Annotated in this window: 16 protein-coding genes; 8 read left to right on the top strand and 8 right to left on the bottom strand. The window is 59.9% G+C overall.

Features of this window, described 5'->3' with window-relative positions:
• The first annotated feature begins 166 nt into the window (after positions 1-166).
• Positions 167-1408, top strand: coding sequence for a TIGR03862 family flavoprotein (locus TU76_RS05325; RefSeq protein ID WP_048351206.1), 1242 nt, complete (start codon positions 167-169; stop codon positions 1406-1408).
• Between the two features lie 98 nt (positions 1409-1506).
• On the opposite strand, the gene TU76_RS05330 is transcribed toward TU76_RS05325, so the two are convergent.
• The 4 genes from TU76_RS05330 to TU76_RS05345 form a co-directional block, all read right to left on the bottom strand.
• The gene (locus TU76_RS05330) at positions 1507-2844 is read right to left on the bottom strand and encodes an RNA helicase RhlE1 (protein WP_019824121.1); all 1338 of its coding nucleotides are present in this window, start codon (positions 2842-2844) and stop codon (positions 1507-1509) included.
• Between the two features lie 67 nt (positions 2845-2911).
• Entirely contained in the window at positions 2912-3802 is an 891-nt protein-coding gene (yedA, locus tag TU76_RS05335) for a drug/metabolite exporter YedA (protein ID WP_046810562.1), read from the bottom strand.
• Between the two features lie 216 nt (positions 3803-4018).
• On the bottom strand, positions 4019-4630 hold the full coding sequence (locus TU76_RS05340) for a 3'-5' exonuclease (RefSeq protein ID WP_019824127.1): 612 nt from the start codon (positions 4628-4630) through the stop codon (positions 4019-4021).
• Positions 4631-4657: 27 nt separating this feature from the next.
• Entirely contained in the window at positions 4658-5134 is a 477-nt protein-coding gene (locus TU76_RS05345) for an NYN domain-containing protein (protein ID WP_019824129.1), read from the bottom strand.
• Positions 5135-5327: 193 nt separating this feature from the next.
• On the opposite strand from TU76_RS05345, the gene TU76_RS05350 reads away from it, so the two are divergent.
• The 3 genes from TU76_RS05350 to TU76_RS05360 all read left to right on the top strand — a co-directional run bounded on the left by TU76_RS05350 (position 5328) and on the right by TU76_RS05360 (position 8726).
• Positions 5328-5987: a YciC family protein gene (locus tag TU76_RS05350; protein ID WP_019824131.1), complete on the top strand. Its 660-nt coding sequence runs from the start codon at positions 5328-5330 to the stop codon at positions 5985-5987.
• 90 nt (positions 5988-6077) lie between these two features.
• Positions 6078-7160, top strand: a complete 1083-nt coding sequence (locus TU76_RS05355; protein WP_019824132.1) for an endonuclease/exonuclease/phosphatase family protein — start codon at positions 6078-6080, stop codon at positions 7158-7160.
• A 120-nt stretch (positions 7161-7280) separates the two neighbouring features.
• Positions 7281-8726, top strand: coding sequence for an aldehyde dehydrogenase family protein (locus TU76_RS05360; RefSeq protein WP_048351207.1), 1446 nt, complete (start codon positions 7281-7283; stop codon positions 8724-8726).
• A 51-nt stretch (positions 8727-8777) separates the two neighbouring features.
• On the opposite strand, the gene hrpB is transcribed toward TU76_RS05360, so the two are convergent.
• A complete protein-coding gene (hrpB, locus tag TU76_RS05365; RefSeq protein WP_048351208.1) occupies positions 8778-11297 on the bottom strand; it encodes an ATP-dependent helicase HrpB in 2520 nt (839 codons plus the stop codon).
• Between the two features lie 98 nt (positions 11298-11395).
• Between hrpB and TU76_RS05370 the strand changes: the two genes are divergently transcribed.
• Positions 11396-11815, top strand: coding sequence for a hypothetical protein (locus TU76_RS05370; RefSeq protein ID WP_019824167.1), 420 nt, complete (start codon positions 11396-11398; stop codon positions 11813-11815).
• A 29-nt stretch (positions 11816-11844) separates the two neighbouring features.
• Positions 11845-12747, top strand: coding sequence for a cation diffusion facilitator family transporter (locus TU76_RS05375; RefSeq protein ID WP_019824168.1), 903 nt, complete (start codon positions 11845-11847; stop codon positions 12745-12747).
• A gap of 157 nt (positions 12748-12904) precedes the next feature.
• Here the strand turns inward: TU76_RS05375 and TU76_RS05380 are convergent, their stop codons facing one another.
• The gene (locus TU76_RS05380) at positions 12905-13918 is read right to left on the bottom strand and encodes a DUF6515 family protein (RefSeq protein ID WP_048351209.1); all 1014 of its coding nucleotides are present in this window, start codon (positions 13916-13918) and stop codon (positions 12905-12907) included.
• Between the two features lie 426 nt (positions 13919-14344).
• Here TU76_RS05380 and TU76_RS05385 point away from each other — a divergent pair, with 426 nt between their 5' ends.
• Both TU76_RS05385 and TU76_RS05390 read left to right on the top strand, forming a co-directional pair.
• Entirely contained in the window at positions 14345-14824 is a 480-nt protein-coding gene (locus TU76_RS05385) for an Lrp/AsnC family transcriptional regulator (protein WP_019824171.1), read from the top strand.
• A gap of 256 nt (positions 14825-15080) precedes the next feature.
• Positions 15081-15290 carry a DUF2788 domain-containing protein gene (locus TU76_RS05390; protein ID WP_016779292.1) on the top strand — a complete coding sequence of 70 codons (210 nt, stop codon included), beginning with the start codon at positions 15081-15083 and terminating at the stop codon, positions 15288-15290.
• On the opposite strand, the gene TU76_RS05395 is transcribed toward TU76_RS05390, so the two are convergent.
• Together TU76_RS05395 and amn are read right to left on the bottom strand one after the other, a co-directional pair.
• Positions 15285-15851: a pseudouridine synthase gene (locus TU76_RS05395; RefSeq protein WP_162207952.1), complete on the bottom strand. Its 567-nt coding sequence runs from the start codon at positions 15849-15851 to the stop codon at positions 15285-15287. The genes TU76_RS05390 and TU76_RS05395 overlap by 6 nt on opposite strands.
• 136 nt (positions 15852-15987) lie before the next feature.
• A complete protein-coding gene (gene amn, locus TU76_RS05400; RefSeq protein WP_162207950.1) occupies positions 15988-17460 on the bottom strand; it encodes an AMP nucleosidase in 1473 nt (490 codons plus the stop codon).
• Between the last annotated feature and the right edge of the window lies 1 nt (position 17461).

Below are 17461 nucleotides of genomic sequence, written 5' to 3' on the forward strand. Positions count from 1 at the left end.
GCGCGAAGCGGTCGTAAAACCTGAGCATGCTTTGTATCTGACATTACGCGAGCCATGATTTTACGACTGCTGCGCAGCCGGACGCAGCCTTCGGCAGCTGCTACGGGTGATCTACCCACCCCTAAGGTAGAATGCCCGGCCTATTTCGCCGATTTGCAGCCCTGCCATGACTGATTCCATTGCCTCCCCTCTCCATCACGTCGCCATTATTGGCGGGGGTCCGGCCGGTTTGATGGCTGCCGAAGTGTTGAGCCAGGCAGGCGTGCGAGTCGATCTGTACGACGGCATGCCGTCGGTGGGCCGCAAGTTTTTGCTGGCCGGGGTCGGCGGCATGAACATCACCCATTCCGAAGCCTACCCGGCGTTCCTGTCCCGCTACGCCGAGCGTGCGCCGCACATCGCCCCGCTGCTGCGGGCCTTCGATGCCGATGCCTTGTGCCAGTGGATTCATGAACTGGGCATCGAAACCTTTGTCGGCAGCTCAGGCCGGGTGTTCCCCACTGATATGAAAGCCGCGCCACTGCTGCGCGCCTGGCTCAAGCGTCTGCGCGAGTCTGGCGTAGTTATCCACACCCGCCATCGCTGGCTGGGCTGGCAAGCCGATGGCCAATTACGCATCGACAGCCCCGAAGGCGAAAAGCGCTTGAAGCCTGATGCAGTGTTACTGGCATTGGGCGGCGGCAGTTGGGCCCGACTGGGGTCGGACGGTGCATGGATGCCCTTGCTGGCCGAGCGCGGCGTCGAACTGGCGCCGCTGCAGCCGAGCAATTGCGGGTTTGATGTAGCGGGCTGGAGTGAGTTGCTGCGCAGCAAGTTCGCTGGTGCCCCGCTGAAAAACATCGCCATTGCACTGCAGCACAGCACGCCGCGTTTGGGCGAATGCGTGATCACTGCCAGCGGGATTGAAGGGAGTTTGATTTACGCCTGGTCGGCGCCGATTCGCGAGGCGATCAATCAACAGGGCAAAGCGACGATTCTGATCGACCTGCTGCCGGGCAAGCCTGTGGATAAAATCCAGGCCGCACTGGCCAAACCCCGCGGCTCGCGCTCGATGAGCAAGCACTTGCACAGTCAGTTGGGGCTCGACGGTGTAAAAGCGGCGCTATTGCGCGAGTTGACCCCCGCCGAGTATTTCAACGACCCGACGCAATTGGCCAAAGCGATCAAGGCGCTGCCTCTGGAACTGATTAAAGCCCGCCCGCTGGACGAAGCCATCAGCAGCGCAGGGGGGGTGTGCTTTGAGGCTGTGGATGAAAACCTGATGCTCAAAGCATTGCCGGGGGTGTTCTGCGCTGGCGAAATGCTCGATTGGGAAGCCCCAACCGGCGGCTACTTGCTCACAGGCTGTTTTGCCAGTGGCCGTGCCGCAGGGTTGGGGGTTTTGAGCTGGTTTAAAGCGCAGCACTAATCCTGGTCAGGCCCCCTGTGGGAGCGAGCCTGCTGGCGAAGGCTATTCGCGAGCAGGCTCGCTCCCACAGTTGAAGTTCCCCAGGGACGGGGTCGACCTTAAGGCTTGCGCTTGCGAGGACCGGTGTTGAACACAGGTACTTTACGCACAGGCTTGACCGATGGCTCGGCCGGTGCCGCTTCGCCGCTATCAACCCATTTGCCCAGGTTGCGCTTGCCGCCACCGCCTGAGGTTTTCGGCTTTTTCGGCTTCTTCGGCTTTTTGACCACCTGGCCAGAAGCATCCGTCTCGGGCACGCGGTGCTCCGGCTCGAAGTCTTGCTCTTCGTGGCGCTTCAAGGTCTGACGGGTCAGCATCTCGATTGCCGACAGCATGTTCACTTCGTCAGCACAGACCAGCGAAATGGCTTCGCCCTTCTGACCGGCACGACCGGTACGGCCAATGCGGTGAATGTAGTCTTCGGCCACGATCGGCAAGTCGAAGTTGACCACCAGCGGCAGGTCTTCAATGTCCAGACCGCGCGCGGCGACGTCAGTTGCCACCAGGATTTGTACTTCGCTGGCCTTGAAGCGATCCAGCGCCCGTTGACGCGTGGCTTGTGGCTTGTCGCCATGAATGCCGTCAGCGTTGATCCCCAGACCTTGCAGCTTGCCGACCAATTCATCCACGCCATTGCGGGTTTTGGCGAACACCAGCACCTGCTTCCAGTGCTGGGTGCGCAGCAAGTGCAAGAACAGCTCTGCCTTGCGCTTTTTGTCGACCGGGATGACCCACTGCTTGACGCTGCTGGCGGCCACGTTGCGCGGGCTGACTTCAATGGTCAGCGGGTTGTCGAGCATCTGCTCGGCCAACAGGCGAATCGCGTCAGAAAAGGTGGCCGAGAACAGCAGGGTCTGGCGCTTTTTCGGCAATGCACGGTAAATGTCGCGCAGCTCTTCGGAGAAGCCGAGATCGAGCATGCGATCCGCTTCGTCGAGGATCAGGGTTTGCAGTTGATTGAACTTGATCGCCTTCTGACGATACAGATCGAGCAAACGCCCAGGCGTTGCGACCAGGACATCGACGCCTTTGCGCATTTTCATCATTTGCGGGTTGATGCTGACGCCACCGTACACCGCATAGGTGCTCAACGGCAGGTGCTCGGCGTACTGACGAATGCTCTCGTGAACCTGTTCGGCCAGTTCACGGGTCGGCACCAGCACCAGTGCGCGCACCGAGTTGCTGGCGACTTTCGGGCCTTCCATGGTCAGCGACTGCAACAACGGCAGGGCGAAACCGCCGGTTTTGCCGGTGCCTGTCTGGGCTGCAGCCATCAGGTCGCGGCCAGCCAGTACTGCGGGGATCGCTTGGGCCTGAACCGGGGTTGGGGTCTTGTAGCCGAGCGTCTCAAGGGCGCGCAGCAAGGGTTCGATCAGGCCAAGGGTGGCGAATGTCATGGGGATACCGTCGAAAAAGGTCTGCGCAGGGGTGCATAAGTTGCAATGGCGCGCAGTTTACCCTAATTCACACGGGTTTCTGCTTGCGCCACTGCGGCAAACCGATCAACACCACGGCGCTGATGATGACGGCCATGGCCAGGCACTCTTCAAAACCAATGGTCTCACCCGCAAAGGCGATCCCCAGCATCACCGCCACGGCCGGGTTGACATAGGCATAGCTGGTGGCAGCCGCGGGGCGCACGTTTTTGAGCAGATACATGTAGGCGCTGAAGGCGATGATCGAGCCAAAGAACACCAGATACAGCAAGGCGCCCCAGCCTGCAGCAGTCGGCATTTCTGTCATGCGTTCGCCACTGAGCAGGCTGCCCGCCAGCAACACGGCCCCCGCAGTGAGCATTTCAGCAGCACTGGCCATTGGCCCTGGGGGCAGCGGCAGGTGCCGGCTCCAGACCGAACCAAACGCCCAGGCAGCGGCGGCAAAAATGACCATGGCCGCGCCCATCGGGCTGGCTTGCAGGTTGGACCCCAGGTTGAGCATGCCGATACCGACCAACCCCAGGGCAATGCCCGCCCATTCCAGGCGAGTGTTGCGTGCGCCCCAGAAGTAGCCGAACAGCAAGGTAAACAACGGCACGGTGGCCACGGCCAGCGCGGCAACGCCAGACGCCACACCCGAGTGCTCGGCCAGGGTCACCCCACCATTGCCGCAGGCCAGCAACAGAAAGCCGATCATGGCTGCCGAACGCCACTGAATGGCAGTGGGCGCAGGCGCACCCCGCCAGCGCATGAAGCCGTACATCAAACTGCCCGCTATCAGAAACCGCACCCCGGCCATCATCAAAGGTGGCCAGGACTCAATGCCAATGCGAATGGCCAGGTAGGTCGAGCCCCAAATCACGTACAAGGCAAAAAAGGCACCGATCAGTTGTAGCGGAAAACGACGTGCGGCAGGCATGGCTAGCTCAAGGGCAGAGGCAGGGGACTGGAGAGTTTAGTGAAGGAGGGACGAAACCATAAGTAACAGAACGCACCAAAAGGGGCCGTACACTTTTATACCTGCCTGAGGGAGCAACACAAAACCCGTGGGCGATTGGCTTGCCTGCGAGGCTGGCAACGCGATCAAACTGACACCCCGTGGCGATGCCATCGCGAGCAAGCCCGCTCCCACCGTTTAAAACCCGCGATAACGCTTCAGATGCTCATTGACCTTCGCGGCCGGGACTTTTTGCAAACCACACAGCAGGTCGTGATTGAGCTCTTTCAACCCATGCTTGTGGCGCAGTTGTTCGGCCAGATAGGCCGTCAGGTTGGCCGCCATTTCAGCATCGGCCATGGCCCGGTGAGCCTGGCCGGTATGGGGCAAGTCGGCAAAGGTGGTCAGCGTGCCCAGCTTGTGGTTGGGGGCCGCCGGCATCAGGCGTCGCGCCAGCAACAAGGAACAGGCGAAATTCTGCAAACGGGTGCGCTTGATGCGGCCCATTTCAAAGTCCCAGAATTTTTGGTCAAAGGCCGCGTTATGCGCCAGCAACGGTGTGATGCCAACGAACTCGTTAACCTCGTTCATCACCTGTTCGGCCGACGGCGCAGTGCGCAGCATGGCGTTACTGATGCCGGTCAACTGTTCGATAAACCCAGGTACGCGAACGCCCGCGTTCATCAGGCTTTGGTAACGCTCCACGATGCGACCGCCCTCAAGAATCACCACTGCAATTTCGGTGGCCCGGCAACTGCTGCTCGGGGAGAGGCCGGTGGTTTCAAAGTCAATAACCGCGATGCGTTCCAAACCTGATAAATCCTGTAAGAGTGAGGGTTACTTAAGCAGCAAATTGCCTTCAATCGGCACGTAGCGGCTGGCAGCGCGAATCAATGAGTTGGCAGTCAGGCCGGGCACGCCATAGGCCACGGTTTCAACGCCGTGCTTGCTGGCAATGCGCTCGAGCAGCAGATCGAAATCGCCATCACCCGAAGCCAGCACCACTTCATCCACATGGGCGGCAACGTCCATGATGTCGATGGTGATACCGACGTCCCAGTCGCCCTTGGCCGAGCCGTCACTGCGCTGAATGTAGGGTTTGAGTTTTACCGTGAAACCGAGGTTGCGCAGGATCTGCTGAAACTGCTGCTGCTTGCTGTCACCCCGGTCGATCGCATAGGCATAGGCCTCGACGATTTCACCGCGCTTGCTGATATCTGCCCACAGGGCCGCATAATTGAAATGGCAGCCATAGGCCTGGCGGACCGTGTAATAGAGGTTCTGCACATCCGCGAAGACCGCAATTTTTTTCACCGGCAAACCTCATGACGCCCGGGCAAGCGGGCACGCGACTGAAAACAAGGGGTGCAGTATGCCAGCCTGCCAAGGGTTTGCGCGGATAAACCGCCCGGCGTGAACCGCTGACTTTCAGCCGCGTTAACATTTGCTCATATCGACCCCTCATCGGTTAAAGTGGCGCACCGCTTTTGACTGCTGACAACTGCCAATGAATCCGCTGACCGTTATTCGCGACTCCCTGTACTTCTTCCAGCGCAATCTGAGCCAGATCGTGATGCTGTGCTTGCCGCTGGTCATCCTTGAAGCCGTGTTGCAGCACATCGTTGACAACGCCGTGGGCCCGGATCCGTCGCCCGGCTACAGCCTGATTGTCGGGCTGCTGCTGTATCCGCTGTACACCGGCGCCCTGATCCTGTTTCTCGATGCCCGCAGTCGGGGCGAAAACCCTCGCAATCGCGACCTGCTGGCGTTGGCCATTAATCTGTGGCCCAAGTTCGCCTTGCTCTCGGCAATCAGTACGTTGCTGATCGTGCTGGGGCTGTCGATGTTTTTTATTCCAGGCATTTTCCTGACCGTCGTGCTGGCATTTGCCGAGTACCGGCTGGTATTGCGCGGTGATGCCCCACTGGCTGCAATGAAAGCGAGCTTCAATCTGAGCCGTGGCCATTTCTGGCGGATTTTCGTTTGCATACTGGCCGTGTTGGGGCCGCTGATGCTGCTCAAGGAGCTCAGCTATTCGATGTTTCCCAAGGACGACAACACGCTGCTTTCGCTGGTACTCGATAGCCTCAACAGCTTCCTGCAGTTGTTTGTCTCCGTCGTTCTGTTCCGTTTATTTATGCTAATTAGCGAACCGTCCGACAGATAGAAACAGCTAATCCCTACGTGAAGAACCTTGGAATGCCGCACAACCGTCAGGTATGTTCGGTCATTCCTTGTAACGTCATAAGCCGAGCCCATGCCACGTTTCTTGCGCCGCACCGTATTTGGTTTGCTGCTGATCTCAACGCTTCTGGCATGCCTGATTTATAGCGTTACATGGCGCCCCGCCCCCAGAGAGGTGCTGACCTTCAGTTGCCCGATCACGGCTCCCGTATTGGTGCCCGGCCAGGCACTCAAGGTCATGACGTGGAACATCCAGTACCTGGCGGGCAAGCGCTACGTGTTCTGGTACAACCTGGCCGATGGCAACGGCCCCGATACCCGCCCTACCCGTGACGACATGGCCTTCAGCCTTGATGAAGTGTCGCGGGTCATCCGTGACGAACGCCCGGACCTGGTGTTGCTGCAAGAGGTCGACGACAACGCCAAGGCCAGTGGTTATCAGGATCAACTGGCCCTGCTGCAGGAGCGTCTGATCGACATTTACCCCTGCAGCACCCAGGCGTTTACCTGGAAGGCCGATTTTGTACCCGACTGGCACATTTTCGGCAGCGTCGGGCGCACGCTGGTCACCCTCAGTCGCTACCAGATCGAGCACGCCGAACGCTTGCAATTACCAGTGGCCGAGGCCAACTTCATCAGTCGCCAGTTCCAGCCCAAACCTGCATTACTGGTCAATTACCTGCCGCTCAACGACGGTGGGCAACTGGCCGCGATCAACACTCAACTGGACGCCCCCTCGCAAAACAACAGCAACCTGCGCGAGCAGATGCAAACCGTCGCCACGCTGGTCGACAAGCTCGAAAGCCAGGGCACGCCCTGGCTGATCGGCGGGGATTTCAACCTGCTGCCCATTGGCCAGTTCTTGCGTTTGCCCGCCCCTTTGCGGCTGGGCTACTCAGCGGACAGCGAGTTGCACGTGCTGTGGGAAAAGTACCCCATGATCCCCAGCAACCCTGAAGCCACCGGCATCGACCGGGAGCTGTGGCTGACCCACTTCCCCAACGATCCCCGTGCCGAAGAACCCGACCGCACTCTCGATTACCTCTTCCACAGCCCAAAACTGCAGCGCATTGAAGGCTATGTGCGCCAGGAAGACACCCTCACCATCTCGGATCATCTGCCGGTACTGGGGCGTTTTTTGTTGCCCCCGGACTGAGTCAGATCGCCCTCGCCGCTGCCTGCCAAAAACAATGAAGTGATGATTGCTTTGCCTGTAGTTGTACGATGACGTATAACTACAGGCAATCAACGGTTGTCCCGCCTGTGGAGAAACTTCATGACTGACTCAAAGCGTTTCGACAATTACATTGCTGGCGAATGGGTAGCAGCACCCACCTACAGTTCAAACATCAACCCATCCGATCTGTCCGATGTGATTGGCGAATATGCACAGGCGGATGCCAACCAGGTTCAGACCGCCATTGATGCGGCCAGGGCGGCGTTCCCGGCCTGGTCGACGTCAGGCATTCAGGCGCGCTGCGACGCACTGGACAAAGTCGGCAGCGAAATCCTCGCTCGCAAGGAAGAGCTGGGCAACCTGTTGGCACGCGAAGAGGGCAAGACCTTGCCTGAAGCGATCGGTGAAGTCAGCCGCGCCGGTAATATCTTCAAGTTCTTCGCCGGTGAGTGCCTGCGCCTGTCGGGCGATTACCTGCCTTCGGTGCGCCCGGGCGTCCATGTAGAGGTCACCCGTGAAGCGTTGGGCGTGGTCGGTTTGATCACTCCGTGGAACTTCCCTATTGCCATCCCGGCCTGGAAAATTGCCCCGGCCCTGGCCTATGGCAACTGCGTGGTTTTCAAACCCGCCGACCTGGTCCCGGGTTGCGCTTGGGCGCTGGCCGAGATCATCTCTCGGGCTGGCTTCCCGGCGGGTGTTTTCAACCTGGTGATGGGCAGCGGCCGCGTGGTCGGTGAAGCGATCGTCAAGAACCCGAAAGTGGACGGCGTCAGCTTCACCGGTTCCGTGGGCGTCGGACGCCAGATCGCAATCAACTGTGTTACTCGTCAGGCCAAAGTCCAGCTGGAAATGGGCGGCAAGAACCCGCAGGTCATCCTCGACGATGCCGATCTCAAGCAAGCGGTCGAGCTGGCCGTACAAAGCGCGTTCTACTCCACCGGCCAGCGTTGCACCGCCTCAAGCCGCCTGATTGTGACCGCCGGCATTCACGACAAGTTCGTCGAAGCCATGGCCGAACGCATGCGTTCGATCAAGGTCGGCCATGCTTTGCAGGCGGGGGTCGATATCGGGCCGGTCGTGTCCCGTGCTCAGCTCGACCAGGACCTTGGCTACATCGACATTGCCCAGAACGAAGGCGCTCGACTGGTCGCCGGTGGCCGCTTGGTGACATGCGATACCGAAGGTTATTTCCTCGCCCCCGCCCTGTTTGCCGATAGCACCGCCAGCATGCGCATCAGCCGCGAAGAAGTGTTCGGCCCGGTGGCCAACATCATCAAGGTTGCAGACTACGAAGCGGCCCTGGAAATGGCCAATGACACCGAGTTCGGCCTGTCGGCCGGTATCGCGACCACCTCGCTCAAATATGCCAATCACTTCAAGCGCCACTCTCAGGCCGGGATGGTGATGGTCAACCTGCCCACGGCTGGTGTGGACTATCACGTGCCATTTGGCGGGCGTAAAGGTTCGTCCTATGGCTCCCGTGAGCAGGGCCGGTATGCGCAGGAGTTCTACACCGTGGTCAAAACCAGCTACATCGGGTCTTGATACGTAACCTCCGTAGCAGCTGCCGCAGGAACGAGGCTGCTACGGGGGTTGCTAGGCTTTGCGCGGCTTGATCCGTGCGGTGGCTTCGGCCACCAATGGGTCATCGGGCCAGTAGTGCTTGGGGTAACGCCCCTTCAGGTCTTTCTTCACCTCGGCATAGGTGCTGCGCCAGAAGTTGGCCAAATCCTGGGTTACTTGTACCGGCCGCCGTGCAGGCGACAACAGGTGCAATTTGACCACTTGCCGCCCGCCTGCAATGCGCGGGGTATCGGCCAGACCGAACAGCTCTTGCAGCCGCACCGCCAAAATTGGCGGGTGCTCGCTGTAATCCAACCTCACCGATGAACCCGACGGGACCTTGATGTGATGGGGTGCCAGCTCGTCGAGACGTTGTGGCAGCGGCCACTTCAGCACGTTATGCACAATGCTCGAGAGGTCCAGACTGGCAAAGTGACTCAGCCGCGAAACCCGCCCCAGGTAAGGCGCCAGCCACTCCTCAAGCCCGCCCACTAATGCAGCATCGCTGACATCCGGCCATTCGCTCTGACCCTGGCTTTGCGTATCAAGCTGACGCAGAAGTGCCACACGCGCCTGCCATTGACGCAGTTCGGGCGTCCATGGCAACAGCTCCAGGCCTTTGCGCCGCACCAGATTGATCAGCGCTTGGGTGCGCGCCGCCTCGTCCAGCCCGGTCAATGGCTCGCGACTGAGCACCAGTTCACCTACCTTGCGCTGACGTTCAGCACGTAACACGCCTTCACGTTCATCCCAGTCAAGCTGATCGACAACGCTGACCTGCTCACTCAACACGCCATCAAGCAATGCGGGATCAAACTCGGCGGCCAGGTAGATGCGCTCTTCACGCTGGCCCTGACGACTGCCCAGGTCTGCGATGACCAGCCAGGGCTGTTTCATCAGGCCATCGACTTCGCTGAACAATGCTGCCCGGCCATTGGCCAGCCGATACTCCGCACCTCCGGGCTTGCGTTGTTGAGCAATGCGGTCGGGGTAGGCCAGCGCCAGCAAGGCACCCAGCCAGCGCGGGTGATCGGGGTCGATGACCGGTTGAGTGGCCTTGGTTCGCAAATAGCCCCGGTATTGGCGGGCCAGTTGTTTGGCTCGCTGTACGCCTCCTTGCCCACCCCGTGCGGCGCGGCTTTCGCCCGAAAGCAGGGCCAGACGGCTGTGCACATCTGCTCCTGCGCCGCGCAAGATATCGCGCTCACCCAATAACGCCGCCACGTCACAGGCCATGTCAGCCAGGCCCAGATCCTGGCCACGCAGTAACAGATGGGCGATACGCGGGTGCGCGGGCAGTTCGGCCATCGTTTCGCCGTGAGGGGTAAGTTTTCGGTCGCGCAAGGCCCCCAAACGCTCCAGCAATTGCTGGGCCTGTGCATAACTTGCGGCGGGAGGCACATCGAGCCAGATCAGTTGTTCCGGGGTTACGCCCCAGCGCGCCAGTTGCAGCGCCAGCCCGGCCAGATCTGCCTGGAGGATTTCAGCACTGCCATAGGCGGCCATTTGCCCGTGCTGGTCTTCTGACCATAGGCGGTAACAAACACCGGGCTCCAGACGCCCGGCACGGCCAGCGCGCTGAGTGGCACTGGCACGAGAGATGCGCTGGGTATCGAGACGGGTCATGCCGCTGCCCGGGTCAAAACGCGGCACCCGCGCCAGCCCGGCATCAATCACCACGCGCACGCCGTCAATGGTCAGGCTGGTCTCGGCAATATTGGTCGCCAGCACCACTTTGCGCAGGCCCTTGGGCGCCGGCTCGATGGCAGCACGCTGAGCCGCCAGATCCAGCTCACCGTGCAACGGGCACAGCACAATATCGCTGCGCGAGCCCAGCGCGTCAGCCAATTGCTGATTGACCCGGCGAATCTCTGCCTGCCCGGGCAAGAACACCAGCAGGCTACCGCTTTCATCGTTGATGGCATCGAGGACGGTCTGCACCACTCGCGGCTCGATAAACTCACCGGGCACAAAGGGTCGCCCCCAGCGCATCGTTACGGGGTACATGCGTCCTTCACTGCGCAGAATCGGTGCATCGCCCAGGATGCTGGCCAGGCGCTCGCCCTCAAGGGTGGCGGACATCAGCAGGATTTTCAGCGGCTGCTCATCGCGAAACAGCTCACGGCCATTGAGGCTCAAGGCCAACGCCAGGTCGGCATCCAGACTACGCTCATGGAACTCGTCGAAAATCACCAGGCCCACCCCTTCCAGCGCCGGGTCGTGCTGCAGGCGGCGGGTAAGAATGCCTTCGGTGACCACTTCGATACGGGTAGCGGGGCCGACTTTGCTGTCGAGACGAATTCGATAGCCCACGGTTTCGCCGACTTTTTCACCCAGCTCACTGGCCAAACGCTCGGCGGCTGCACGGGCAGCAAGACGCCGGGGTTCGAGCATCAGGATCTTCTGCCCCGCGAGCCACGGTTCATTGAGCAGGGCCAGCGGAACACGGGTGGTTTTACCGGCGCCGGGCGGCGCTTCAAGCACGGCTTCATGCCGCTCGGCCAAGGCCAGGCGCAGCGCAGGTAAAACTTCATCAATCGGCAAAGAAATCATGGTGGCTCCAGAACAGAGCGACGAGTATAACGGCGAACAGTTGGGCATTAAGCGCGGTCTTAATGATTCAGTCCTTTAAGCGTCTTCGAGGTTTTTGTATGCGTATGTCTTCCCGTGTGATCGGCGGTGTTGTAGTTGCGGCCCTGCTCAGCCAATTGACTGCCTGCGGCAGTATTTTCTTTCCCGATCGTCGTGGTCAGATCGACGGCAAGATCGATCCCATGATTGCAGTGCTCGATGCCGTGGGCCTGCTGTTTTATGTGATTCCGGGCCTGATCGCATTCGGGGTCGATTTCGCCACCGGTGCGATTTACTTCCCGCCAGGAAAAACCGCACACATCGCCCCGGAAAAACTGCACGAAGCCATCGGCGAAGACGGCAAGGTGGATAACACCAAGCTTCAGGCCATTCTCGAAAGCGAGTTGGGCCGCAGCTTCCCGCTGAACGACCCGCGCCTGATCCAGCACAAGGGCAGCGCACAGCAGTTGGCCATGTACGGTTTGCAACCTGCCGCCTGAAGCCCGTTGCCCATGAACAAGGAAGCGCCATGACCAGCAGCACGGAACACGCCCGCCTGTTACGCCTGGCCACCCGTGCGTCGGTGGCGGTGGCGAGCCTGTTGATCGTGACCAAGGCCATCGCCTGGTGGCTCAGTGGTTCGATCAGCATGCTCGCCGGGTTGACCGACTCGCTGCTCGATGGCGTGACCTCGTTTCTCAACTTGCTGGCCGTACATTACGCATTGCGCCCCGCCGATGAAGATCACCGCTACGGGCACGGCAAGGCCGAGTCGCTGGCCGGCATGGCACAAGCGTTGTTCATTGGCGTGAGTGCGGTGTTGATCGCCTTTCAGGCTGTCGAACGGCTGAAAAATCCCGAGCCTGTGGGCGCCCCGTGGATCGGGATTGGCGTGATCGTGTTTTCGCTAGTGATGACCGTGGCACTGCTGGCGTTGCAACACCGGGTGGTCAAGGCCACGGGCTCCAATGCGGTGCGCGCGGACTCGCTGCACTACCGCTCTGACTTGATGCTCAATGGCAGTATTTTGCTGGCGCTGGTGCTGGCCAGTGTGGGTTTTCCTCAACTGGACGCCTGGTTTGGTCTGGGGATTGCGGTGTATATCCTCTGGAGCGCCATCCAGATCGGGCGTGAGAGTTTTGCCGTACTGATGGATCAGGAGTTACCCAGCGACGTCAGCGAAAACATGCTGGCGCTGGCCTGTGGTGTACCCGGTGTGCTGGGTGCTCACGACCTGCGTACACGTATCTCGGGCAATATCTGGTTTGTGCAGTTTCACCTGGAGCTACCGGGCGAGCTGACCCTGTCCGAGGCCCATGCCATCTGCGACCACGCCGCCGAAGCCATCACGCAAACCTACCCGCAGGCCGAAGTGCTGGTGCACGCCGACCCGCAGGAAGTGGTTAAACCCAGGGTACACATAACCCCGTAGCAGCTGCCGTAGGAACGAGGCTGCGTCCGGCGGCGAAGCCGTCGTGATACCCGAGCACTCAATTTATCTGACACACCGGAGCGCCTGATTTTACGACGACTACGTCGCCGGACGCAGCCTCGTTCCTTCGGCAGCTGCTACAGCGTTTCGTCATTCATCAATACGTCACCTGATACCCGCGACTGCTCAAGCAACTGCCTTGCGCTTGCCTATAGGCTTGCACCACTGCCGGGGCGGGGGCGTAAGTGAGTCTGGCTGGGTCAAACCCGCTTTGATCGATGGCCCAGCGGTAGCAGTCGTAGCGGTCCTGATCGACTTGCGCCGGGCTCTGGCCATTGACCGGGTAAGCCACCACGTCATAGCCGTTGCTCACAGGCTGCTGGGCGGTCGGGGGTTGGACCACGATGTAATCCTGGGTTGCGGGTTGATACGCGTAATACGCACCCGCCGCCAGGAACATTAACGTACTGCCAAACCACACTTCCCGCGCAAACTCAGGCAAATACCCTACGCGAATCCCATAAGGCGGTTGAACCACGATGTAGCGCGGGCCTTGCGGGCGATACCAGTAGCCGCCTGAAAAGAAGTAATCCTGACCGCGATAGGGCACTTGCCAGTGCCGGCCAGGGAAACGGTCTACCACATAGCCCGGACGATACTGCGGCCCGGGGCCCCAGCCATTGCCATGCCCGGAAGGCCGCCCGACCCAACGCTGATCGTTGGGATGACGGTTATCCGCACCCGGGTTGTAACCGCCGCTGTGCCAATTCTGCTGACCACCCCGGTTCGGGGCCTGGGTCTGCTGCACCCTGTCTGGACGCGACTGGATCGGCAGGTTATTACCTGGCTGGTACGGGCGAGGCTGACCAGGGGGCTGGCCCTGTGGCCGCCCTTGCCATTGCCCACCAGGGGGTTGCGCATTCTCTTTTGAAGGTCTGTTGTCGGAGCGCTGCGAGTTGTCTTGACGACCTTGGGGGCGCCCCTGACTGTGCTCCTGGCGCGGCTGATTATTACCGCCCTGCCCTTGCTGCCAATGCTGCTGACCACCACTGGAGTGAGCAGGGCGCGCATCTTGAGAACCGCCTTCACCTCGCTCATCGGCCAACAACTGTCCGCTGACACTCACACAGAGCACGCCAACTGTAGCCAGATGCCAGATGCGCGGTTTCATGCTGTTCCTCACTGCGAGATAGGGCCTGAACATAAGACTGGAAATTCGAGAACCGGTTCTACGCCAAGCACCCAGCACCGCAACTAATTTCGACAGACAAAAAAAGGGCGACCCGTCGGTCGCCCTTTGCTTCTTGCGAAAATCTGTTTCGTCCTGGCTCAACACTTGTGATGTTGGCTCACCTCGCTCTGCCTTCTGGGCAGTGCGTAGCCCGGGGGCCGGGGCAACCCTATGGGGTTGGCGGCCGCGGCTGGCCTGATTCGGCGGGCCGCAGTGGACTCTATGTCCGGGCAGTGATTCTGTTAATAAGAATAGGCTTGAGGCCACGACAGGCGATTGCGAAGATTGCTCGATAAAACATCACTTGCGCAATTTTTGACTTAAGGTGGATACTTTCACGCAATAGTTATGACAAAGGGTAACTTCGTGAGCAAACTCGACCGGTATGACCTGAGCATTTTGGCGGAATTGCAGCGTGACGCACGCATCTCTAACCAGGAACTGGCCGAGCGTATCGGCCTGTCGCCATCACCTTGCTCACGGCGCGTCAAACAGCTTGAGGATGACGGTTATATCAGCCGGCAAGTGGCGCTGCTCGACCGTAAGCTGTTGGGTTTAAGCCTTACGGCCTACGTGCTGATCGGTATGGACCGACACACGCCAGAGCGTTTTGAAAACTTCGAAGCCTGTATCCGCAACCTGCCGCAAGTGCTGGAGTGCAGCCTGGTGACCGGCATGGACGCGGACTACCAGCTCAAAGTGGTGGTAGCCGATATGGATCACTACCAAAAACTGCTGCTGGGCGAGCTGACCCGCATCGAGGGCGTGACCAGCGTGCGCTCAAGCTTTGTGCTCAATCAGGTGCTTAATAGCACCGAGTTGCCGCTGACTCACTTGCGCACGTGAAAGCAACTCCCGTAGCAGCTGCCGAGGAACGAAGGCTGCGTTCGGCTGCGAAGCAGTCGTAAAATCAGCACACGCGATTTTTCAGTGATACCACGCACTCTGATCTTACGATTGCTTCGCAATCGAACGCAGCCTCGTTCCTTCGGCAGCTGCTACGGGCTACGCGAATCCCTATCACCCTCCAGATCAATAGCCGCGCCAGCACCATGACGTATACTCCTACGGCTTTTTCCCACGATGACGCCGGAGAACACCGATGGATCCTGCAGTACTTGAAGAATGGATGATGACGATTCTGGTCAGTGTGCTGATCATTTTCATGGCCTTTATCGTCTGGGATCTGGCGAAGAAGTCCAAAGCCGGGCGCTTCGGCTCAATGATTCTGTTTTTCGTACTGGGCCTGGGTGTTGCGGCGTTCATCATCAAGAGCGTGGTGATCGGGCTGATCGAGTCCGGCGCGCTATAGCCGCGCTGGCACTTCCTTGTATTGCCCCTGCTCCAGCCCTTCAATCGTCCAGTCGCCAATCCGCACCCGCACCAGACGCAAGGTCGGCAGGCCCACCGCGGCCGTCATGCGCCGTACCTGACGATTGCGCCCTTCGCGAATCACCAGCTCCAGCCACGACGTGGGAATGCTTTTGCGAAAGCGCACCGGCGGGTTGCGCGGCCATAGCTGCGGTTCTTCCAGTGCCCGTGCTTCGGCTGGCAGAGTCTTGCCATCGTTGAGCTCCACACCCTCACGCAACTGCTGCAGTTGCTCTGGCGTGGGCTCGCCTTCCACTTGTACCCAGTAGGTCTTGGGCAATTTGTGCTTGGGATCGGCAATCCGCGCCTGCAACTGGCCATCATTGGTCAGCAGCAACAACCCCTCACTGTCTCTGTCCAGTCGACCGGCCGGATAAATTCCCGGTATCGGGATAAAGTCCTTGAGCGTAGCCCGCCCGCCTTCGTCGCTGAACTGGGTCAGCACATCGAAAGGCTTGTTAAACAGATACAGCTTGGGATCAGACGGCGGCGCCTTGGCCACACGGCGGTTGGCAGCTTGAGGGTTTGGACTTTTCGAGGCCGGACGGCGTGGGGCGGGACGAGACATGACAAAAAAGGACATCTAGCGATCAGGGTTGGCAATGCTAGTCCCCTGATCGCTAAATGACCATCACCGATCAACGGAACGGCGGTTCGTCGAAGCTGCGCAGTTTGCGCGAGTGCAGGGAGTTGAGCTGGCTGCGCATCAAGTCCACGGCGGCAATACCGATTTTCAAGTGCTGGCTCACGGCCCGCTCATAGAAAGCGTTGGCCGAACCCGGCAGTTTGATTTCGCTGTGCAAGGGTTTGTCCGACACGCACAGCAGCGTGCCGTACGGAACGCGCAAGCGATAACCCTGGGCCGCAATGGTGCCGCTTTCCATGTCAACGGCCACGGCGCGGGACAGGTTGATCAGCGGGCGCTCCTGAGCCCAGCGCAGTTCCCAGTTACGGTCGTCATAGGTCAGTACGGTGCCGGTGCGCAGGCGTTTTTTCAGTTCTTCGCCGCGTTCGCCAGTGACCTGTGCCGCCGCTTCCTGCAACGCCAGTTGCACCTCTGCCAGCGCCGGAATCGGAATATTCGGCGGTACGACCCGATCAAGAATCCCGTCGCGACGCATGTAGGCGTGGGCCAACACGTAGTCACCGATGGTTTGCGACTGACGCAGGCCGCCGCAGTGACCAATCATCAACCAGCAATGGGGACGCAGCACGGCAAGGTGGTCGGTGATGTTTTTCGCGTTGGACGGGCCGACGCCGATGTTCACCAGGGTCACGCCGTGGCCGTCGTTGGCCTGCAGGTGATACGCCGGCATCTGGTAGCGATGCCACACCACACCCGCCGCAATGGCCTGAGCTTCGCCGTAGTCCATGGATTTTTCGATAATCACGTTGCCCGGCATCACCATGCGCACAAAACGCGGGTTATCACGCAACTGCTCAAGGCCATGGAGGATGAACTGGTCGACATAGCGATGGTAGTTGGTCAGCAGAATCCACGGCTGCACATGGCGCCAGTCACTGCCGGTGTAGTGCACCAGGCGGCGCAGCGAGAAGTCGACCCGGGCAGCGTCGAACAGCGCCAAGGGCAACGGATCGGTGTTTTCCCAATCGTACAGGCCATCTGCGATGCCATCAGTGGCGGCGGACAGGTCGGTACTCGGGAACACTCGCGCCAATGCCGCAGCGGTAACACCGGAACCGGCAAGTTCATCCCCTTGTTCGACCACATAGGGATACGGAATATTTTGCTGGCTGACACCGACTTCCACCTCAACGGTGAAATCGCGCATCAACGGCACCAACTGCTCCAGCAGATAGTTACGGAAAGATGCGGGATGGGTGACGGTGATGCTGTAGGTGCCCGGCAATTGCACTTTGGCGTAAGCACGGGTCAGGGTGGGGATTTCACCGTGAATGGTGTTAGTCAATCGCAGTTCCGGGTAACGGAACAAGGCGCGCTCGTCGGCGCTGGGTTCGATTCGGTCTTTAAGATAACGCTTGAGTGCCTGGCTTAACGCAGTGGTTGCGCGCTCGTGGAGGGCAGCGAGGCGATCAACGGCCTCTTCAGCGGTGGAAACGACAATAAAAGCTTCGGTCACGATAAGCATC

Source organism: Pseudomonas psychrophila (assembly GCF_001043005.1).
In the GTDB taxonomy this organism is placed as follows: Bacteria; Pseudomonadota; Gammaproteobacteria; order Pseudomonadales; family Pseudomonadaceae; genus Aquipseudomonas; species Aquipseudomonas psychrophila.